Annotated in this window: 11 protein-coding genes and 1 pseudogene; 2 read left to right on the plus strand and 10 right to left on the minus strand. The window is 41.2% G+C overall.

Translation table 11 applies throughout. The annotated features are described in order from the left end of the window. The 10 genes and pseudogenes from NIE88_RS21555 to NIE88_RS21600 all read right to left on the minus strand — a co-directional run. Window positions 1-720, minus strand: a 720-nt coding sequence (locus NIE88_RS21555) for a terminase large subunit domain-containing protein (protein ID WP_253065620.1), incomplete at its 3' end; no start/stop codon positions are given. Next, on the minus strand, window positions 713-1,300 hold the full coding sequence (locus NIE88_RS21560) for a transposase (RefSeq protein ID WP_253065621.1): 588 nt from the start codon (window positions 1,298-1,300) through the stop codon (window positions 713-715). The genes NIE88_RS21560 and NIE88_RS21555, both read right to left, overlap by 8 nt. Window positions 1,301-1,364: 64 nt before the next feature. Further along, entirely contained in the window at window positions 1,365-1,739 is a 375-nt protein-coding gene (locus NIE88_RS21565) for a PH domain-containing protein (protein ID WP_253065622.1), read from the minus strand. A 468-nt stretch (window positions 1,740-2,207) separates the two neighbouring features. After that, on the minus strand, window positions 2,208-2,684 hold the full coding sequence (locus NIE88_RS21570; protein ID WP_253065623.1) for a hypothetical protein: 477 nt from the start codon (window positions 2,682-2,684) through the stop codon (window positions 2,208-2,210). Between the two features lies 1 nt (window position 2,685). Next, window positions 2,686-2,823, minus strand: a complete 138-nt coding sequence (locus NIE88_RS21575; protein WP_253065624.1) for a hypothetical protein — start codon at window positions 2,821-2,823, stop codon at window positions 2,686-2,688. An 11-nt stretch (window positions 2,824-2,834) separates the two neighbouring features. After that, window positions 2,835-3,542: pseudogene (locus NIE88_RS21580) on the minus strand (N-6 DNA methylase); the annotation flags it as partial. A 5-nt stretch (window positions 3,543-3,547) separates the two neighbouring features. Beyond that, complete coding sequence (locus tag NIE88_RS21585) at window positions 3,548-4,075, minus strand: hypothetical protein (RefSeq protein WP_253065625.1); 528 nt, start codon at window positions 4,073-4,075, stop codon at window positions 3,548-3,550. Between the two features lie 235 nt (window positions 4,076-4,310). Then, window positions 4,311-4,817, minus strand: coding sequence for an N-6 DNA methylase (locus NIE88_RS21590; RefSeq protein ID WP_253065626.1), 507 nt, complete (start codon window positions 4,815-4,817; stop codon window positions 4,311-4,313). 11 nt (window positions 4,818-4,828) lie between these two features. Next, window positions 4,829-5,779 carry a site-specific integrase gene (locus NIE88_RS21595; protein WP_253065627.1) on the minus strand — a complete coding sequence of 317 codons (951 nt, stop codon included), beginning with the start codon at window positions 5,777-5,779 and terminating at the stop codon, window positions 4,829-4,831. A gap of 114 nt (window positions 5,780-5,893) precedes the next feature. After that, the gene (locus NIE88_RS21600) at window positions 5,894-6,088 is read right to left on the minus strand and encodes a DUF3954 domain-containing protein (RefSeq protein ID WP_253065628.1); all 195 of its coding nucleotides are present in this window, start codon (window positions 6,086-6,088) and stop codon (window positions 5,894-5,896) included. 78 nt (window positions 6,089-6,166) lie between these two features. On the opposite strand from NIE88_RS21600, the gene NIE88_RS22535 reads away from it, so the two are divergent. Continuing rightward, complete coding sequence (locus tag NIE88_RS22535; RefSeq protein ID WP_290446640.1) at window positions 6,167-6,292, plus strand: hypothetical protein; 126 nt, start codon at window positions 6,167-6,169, stop codon at window positions 6,290-6,292. A 79-nt stretch (window positions 6,293-6,371) separates the two neighbouring features. Next, a complete protein-coding gene (locus NIE88_RS21605) occupies window positions 6,372-6,758 on the plus strand; it encodes a hypothetical protein (RefSeq protein WP_253065629.1) in 387 nt (128 codons plus the stop codon). The last annotated feature ends 62 nt before the right edge of the window (window positions 6,759-6,820 follow it).

Here is a 6,820-nt window from a genome sequence, read left to right on the forward strand (position 1 = left end):
ACCGTCATCCTGTAGGGCTTTTAAGTTCACGTGCCTAACTCTATACCCTTTCACCGGAAGCTCCGTCAGCGCCCGTCCTGCGAGATCCAGCGTATGCCAACGCGTCATGATCAGGATGATTTTACCTCCGGATTCCAGCCGGGAAATCATTGTATTTGTGAACCAATCCCAATGCCCATTAAGCACGTTGGCGTTATACGCTTCTGATGCATTCTTAATCAAGTCATCGACAATAAAATAATCCGCACCAAATCCGGTTGCGGTACCGGTTGGAGACGTTGCTAGATAGTTACTGAAATGCCCGTCCAAGCTCCACAGATTCATTGCCCCGTCGCCCTGCTTAATGCGGACACCGGGGAAGATTTCACTGTAAACGACCCTATCCGGATCCGCCTTAATCTCCTGAATCGTGTTTCGCACATTCTTCGAGAACGTCGTGGACAGCGTCTCATTGTAGGATCCGGCCATGATCTTCAGGTCTGGATGATTGCCCAGCATCCACTCGACAAAATTTCCAGCCGTCCGAGACTTCCCATGCCTTGGCGGTTCATTCAAAACCAGTACATCATCTGTGGATTCGGAAAAGCGCTGCAGCTCATCGGCAACCTCAATCAGATGCTTCCGGCTATACTTGAAAAATTCAGGTGCTTTTAGGTGACAGTACTCAAAGAAATCCCTCCTGGCGAGCTCGATCTGAGCGCCTTGTCTGATTTTATTCATGCTTCTCACTTCGGGCAATCTTCCGCAGTTCTTCAGTTGTTAAGCCTGCATAAGGATTGTTAACATCCAGTCCTCCGGAGAGCTCGGTTTCTTTTTTATCACGCCATCTGGCAGGCTTTCTGTTCTTCAGCCAGAAGATCTGTGCCGTCGTGTCGGGAGCCACCTCTTTCACTCTTTCCTCCATCACAACACTCTTATATCGAGAAACTCCCAATTCCACAACTCGAATATCTTCCATAGTGGCTTCCGGATGTTCAAGTTTATAGCGGTTTACGGCCAACATCTTTTTTGCATAGTATTCTTCATCAGACATTTTAACTGGCTCATACTTTTTCTCAGTAAATGTATAGCCCAGCGCCCTTTTGAGAAGTGCATTTTCAACTTCACGGTCAACAACCTCTTTACCCCTTTTTAAGGCCTCACAAATCTCGCAATACTTATCTTTCCACCTGTATAATGTTGCAGCACTTATGCCCATGTTACTGGCTATCTGTTCATCAGTAAGTCCGTCACGTGCCCAGCCTTCAACGAGTGATAGTCCTTCTTTGGTTAACCATCGCTCAAATTTCCCCTTAGCCATATTACATGACACCTACCTCACAATTGGACAAATTAAAAAGAGCCCTCATCAGGCTCTTAAATTCTTATAAATCGTATCGATAAGTAACGCCAGCAGCCTCTCGGGCTTCTTTCGCCGCCGTTCTGATCTTCTCCCGCACATCATGTGGGCTTTTAATTCGCCTCAAAACTAGATTAGGCTTAGATTCATCGGCGCTGATTAATTCAATATCCCCAATATCCAAAACCTTATCTTTAAGCTTTTGCCGAACCGTAATGTCCTTGACTTTAAACAACTCAATATCATCCCGAGTCTCGGAAACAAGCCCTTGCTTCGTAATCTTCAAACGCTCATTCGTCAACTCATATTTTTCTTTCGGCATTTTCAAAAACCCCGTATTACCGCCTTTAATTCCAAAGAGGTATGTTTCAAAATTCAGGATCGTTTTCTCTTCGTTCATTATTAACGTCTCCTTTTTTTATTTTTACTATAGCATTAATTTACCAAAAGGAGACAAACACCTGCATAAAAATAGTTTTTAAAAAACGTATAATAAATAGCCCCTATCAATATAATAAATTAGCATCATAGAGAGGGGGAAATGGTTTGAGCATTTTAAATGCAATCATAGTGGGTATGGCGATTTGTTTTCTTAGAGAAATGTGGCGCACTGGCAGTAAACGTCGATGATATTTTTTGAGCAGTGTTTGCGGCACTGCTCTTTTTCTTTTCTGTATAATATACAGTAAAACATTAATGGTTATGACTATTATTTAATTTAGTTTAACTAGTCAGCTAGCACCGAAGGTGCGCAACATCTGGCCATTCGTCCGAAGAGCCTTGACCTATCCGACCCACCGTCCACGTTACCATAGTATCACAGATTTTCAACAAAAAAGTTCCTTCTTGGTTCCTTATTTAATTTACTTTACTTTACTGATTTAGGATACAACTTTTGGCGAACGTTCTTTATGGCTTTTTCTCCGTTCCGCATACTTATTTTCTTGATCCATCCGTAACTGTAACCCAACTTGTCCGATATCTCAGCAAGCGTCAGCCCTTGAAGTCGCCAGTAAGCAACCAAGTAGTCTAAACCCTCAAACTCACTCATGCTTTGCTCCATTTTCGCTTTAACTTGTTCTTTATCAGCCATTACATTATTTAATATATTTAATTTAGTATCAATTTTGGCGATGTGCTCAACCGCGCGGTCAAAAGGCATCAGCGTAAAGTTATGGCTTACACGTTCCTCATCGTAGTTGGCTGCTCCGATCATCCCACGATGCTGCGTAGACATCTTCCAGTAATACTTACGTTCCTGTTCCAGTTGATTTATGCGCATATCAAGAAGATCAATCTCACGGCAAAGATCACGATACTCGGTTATTGGCAACAGATCGGCCATCTTACCGCCCCTTCCTGCGAAACGCGCCATGACGACGCTCAAGCACCTGTTCGAATTGCCCCATCATTTCACGCCACTCGCGTTTCGATATGTCCGGTTTCCATTTTATTCGCTTCTTTTGCTTCTTTTTCTCGTCCACGGGCACCACCCTCACTGACAAAAACAGCTCTTCGTCGCTGCGATTATGTCTTTAGAGTCATCTGTTACTTTCAGCTCGTCGAGTAGTTTCAAAAATTCTTGTTCAGATTGAGCAATTTCTCCATTTAGAGTAACTATTTCTTTACTTAACTCAATGATGTCAATCGGTTCTTCTTCCTCGAACATGTCGACATAGCGCGGAATGTTCAGGTTGAAATCATTTTCTTTGATTTCATCAAAGCTGGCCACATGGGCGTATTTATCGACATCCACGCGATTTTGATAGGTTTCAATAATCTTGTTGATGTGATCATCAGTAAGTTTGTTTTGGTTCTTGCCCTTTGTAAATTCTTTACTGGCATCAATAAATAGGACATCTCTCGTGGTACGGTTTTTCTTTAAGACGATGACGGTTGTCGGAATGGAAGTTCCGAAGAAAAGGTTTGCAGGCATACCAATAACAGCATCGATACTGCCATCCTCCAATAATTTCTTTCGTATCGCCCCTTCGGCAGCACCACGGAAGAGCACACCATGTGGCAGGACAAGCGCCATCGTACCCGAATCTTTTAAGTGATAATATCCGTGTAGTAAAAAGGCGAAATCCGCTTTTGATTTCGGCGCTAATTTTCCATAGCGATTAAATCGAGGATCATCTAAAAATGTAGCACTTGCTGACCATTTTTCAGAGTATGGGGGATTCATCAAAACAGATTCATAACCGCTCATTTAATCTCTCCTCTCACGTAAGCATACCTAACAGCTTCTTGTTCCCTCCAGCGTTTTTGCTGTAGTTCTTTAGGCGAATTTCGACATTCTATTTTGTGAAGCCAAATGTAACCACATATCGAATCGTAAGGGATACCGATTTGCTTAGATATTTCTTTTCTTGTGCATCCTTCCATTGCAAGATGTCTGATAGTGCGACCCCATTTGGCGACATTAGTTTTCTTGCTTATTCCCAATTTACTTGCCTTTATTTTTACTGCATCCGCTGATCGTCCCAAACGATAAGCAAGCTCTTTGTTTGAAATAATGAAATAGGATGATTTAAGAATTTTTATTTCTCTTGATGTCCAAGGTTTGCTAAGGTATTCCCCTTGTCCGTTTTTCCTAATGCGAGAGAGTTTATTTCTTGCCGAAACTTCGCTTCGACCAAGAAAGTCGGCCGTATCCCGAATTAAATCACCTTCTGGACTTACCGAAAACTGGGCAAGATAATCAATATCATCTTCTGTCCATGGTTTATCCATTATTTTTTTTACCTCCGGTGTGCTCATAACCACTTTTGAACGCTGGATTTTTGTATTTGATATTGAATTTTACATTGCTAATATTATCGATATTGAGCTGAAAAAGAATTTTTTTACTATTAGATTAAGTTGTAATAACAAACGAATCAGAAAGATATCATCGAGTTTTAGGCGGTATTTCTCCACCTCCTCTAATTTATTTCCAGCGTTCAAAAGCGGTTACGAACTATTTTGATTAACACATTACTTTGCTAAACCGTCCTTCATTGACAATTTGATAGATTGTTTTAAAATCATTCGTCAAGCTATCTCCATGACACACCTCACCGTTAATTCCCCTGATCGCCATATTAAAAATCAAAAAAGGAACGGCTCTGTCCGACAGTTCTTCCACGTGGTAATGACGCTTTTTATTCTTTCTGTTTAACAGCCATGATTGAATCAACATGCCGCCAGTTCCGGCTGCCGCTTCAAAGTAGCTATCCGATTCGCCTAAAATTAAAGCTCCTAATCTGCTTATAGAATATGGCGTAAAGTCCTGTTTCTTAACTTTTCGATCTGCATGTTCTGATTCAAAGTAATTTTGAAACCATTCATAATCCAAATTTGATTCATGTTTTAAAAATGCGTCGAATAACTCAACTCTTTTTTTATCGTCTAGCATTTTATCAAACATGGCTTTAGGCGCTTTGTAGCTTTCGGATATGCCAAGCAGCTGATCAATAACCTCGTTTGAAAGCATTCAATATCCTCCTACGCAATCGACGTGAGTGTCCCGATCATGATTTGATTATCCTTTTGCGCTAGCTCATCGATGATGTGCATGTACACTTCTTGTGTTGTTGTCACGTTCGAGTGACCTAGCCGCTTAGAAATTGATTGGACAGTAATTCCGGCACTTAATAATACCGACGCGTGTGTATGCCGCAATCCATGAAATGTAATCTCTGTTACCCCAGCCTCTTTGCATTTTCTCGCCAAAAAGTTGTTGTAAGTCGAATTAAAAGCGCGCTTGTAATGGCCGTTTGCATCTTTTTTAATAAAGATTGGCTCGTCTGCCGGCATATCTTTTAAAATCGGTCCGAACTGTCCTACGAGTTGCCAATCAATCGCAATTGTCCGGACTGATGACTCATTTTTTGTTGGAGCAAACTGACCTGATGTCAGCTTATATTCCCACGTTTTGCTGATTGACAAAGTATTATTTTTAAAATCAAAGTCTTTAGGAGTAAGCGCCAAGGCTTCTGCAAATCGCAGTCCTGTTTTGGCAACCACGAGCGTAAACCAATCCATATTGATTTCCGTTCCTAAATCGAGCGACCGCACCAGTTTTTTGAGCTCGTCTGCCTGCAAAAATTTCATTTTTTTAGGTTTTGCCGGCTTTCCCTTGATAATCGCCCGATAGGTCGGATCTCGCTCGATTAAACCGTCATGGAATAGATCCGAAATGCACGCTTTCACTTGGTGATGGAAATCCATTGTTGTTTGCTTTTCATGCGTTATCGCGTATTCATTCAAAATGTTTTGGTAAACTAGTCTATCTAATTCCGAAATCTTCAAATCAGGAACGATTCTGCGCAGCGTTTTCGCAGTCATATAGTACTTATTTAATGTCACTTCTCTGATAGCGCCGACTTTGTAGGTCTCAATCCAATCATCGTAGTGGTCAACAAAATAAGAGTCGTTTTTCCGTTTTCTTGACATTTGCTACCCTCCTTTGACAAACAAAAAAGGACACCAATCAAGCGTGTAAACGCTCAATCAGTGTCCTGGGTTCTTCCCTCAGACAAAATATTCCATTGCTTATATTATACCGCATTAAATCACATCTTGCCCGCAATTTCTCTGTCTTTCGTGTTGAATCACATCTAACCACTTTCCTTCTTTCCAAGCAATCTCTGTGCTCCCGAATTCTTGTGCTCTAACCTTCGTCAGATGACCGTCACACACCAGATACATCGCATTCTCCATCAGATCTATTTCAGCTTTCATTGTCTCTATGTTTTGTTTCATCGGAATCCCTCCGTATGTTAAACTAGACTTATCGATTGTCGGGAGAGATCCCGATTTTTTAGTAAGGAGATGAATAACTTGGCCACATTTGGTATTATGGGTTTTATGTTTGGCATATGCGCGTTAGGATTAGCGGCAGATATCGAAAGCAAATATAAAAAACTCGAACAACGCGTCAAAGAGCTTGAAGATCAAGGAAAATGATTATTCTCGATCCACCCATATGATAAAATGACCATATGGATATTTGGGAATCCCGATTTTTTTATAAGGAGATGATTTTTTGATTACGATAGAGACCTTTTTGACAAGGACACTTTTTATAATTATTGCCGTTATACTTGTCCTTGTTTTACCTGACTCATATCGGCTACTAGCCATTATCCCGATTGTACTGTCTTGGATTGTCGAAAGTGTCGCAGCGCACTACAATAAAAAAGTAAGGGCTAACCATAATCAAACTCTTGCCACCATAAAGAAGTATTTCGCTGGAAAACGATTTTTAATTTGGACACTCCCCTTTATGGTGACCCTCTTTACTGTCTCTGTTATTCCTTCACTCGATTACCACTCGCGAATGTTACAAATTATTGTTTTGATTGCTGCTTTAGTTACCGATTGGGCTTTGGACAAAGCAGAAGAAAGAAAAAATCAAAACAGCGACTCCTGATAAAAGCCTGCGTACCTCATCCTGACCTCTGCGTTTTTCTGAAACTCTACCCTTCTTTCAAG

The sequence above is a fragment of the Sporolactobacillus shoreicorticis genome, from assembly GCF_024125445.1.
GTDB classification, from domain to species: domain Bacteria; phylum Bacillota; class Bacilli; order Bacillales; family Sporolactobacillaceae; genus Sporolactobacillus; species Sporolactobacillus shoreicorticis.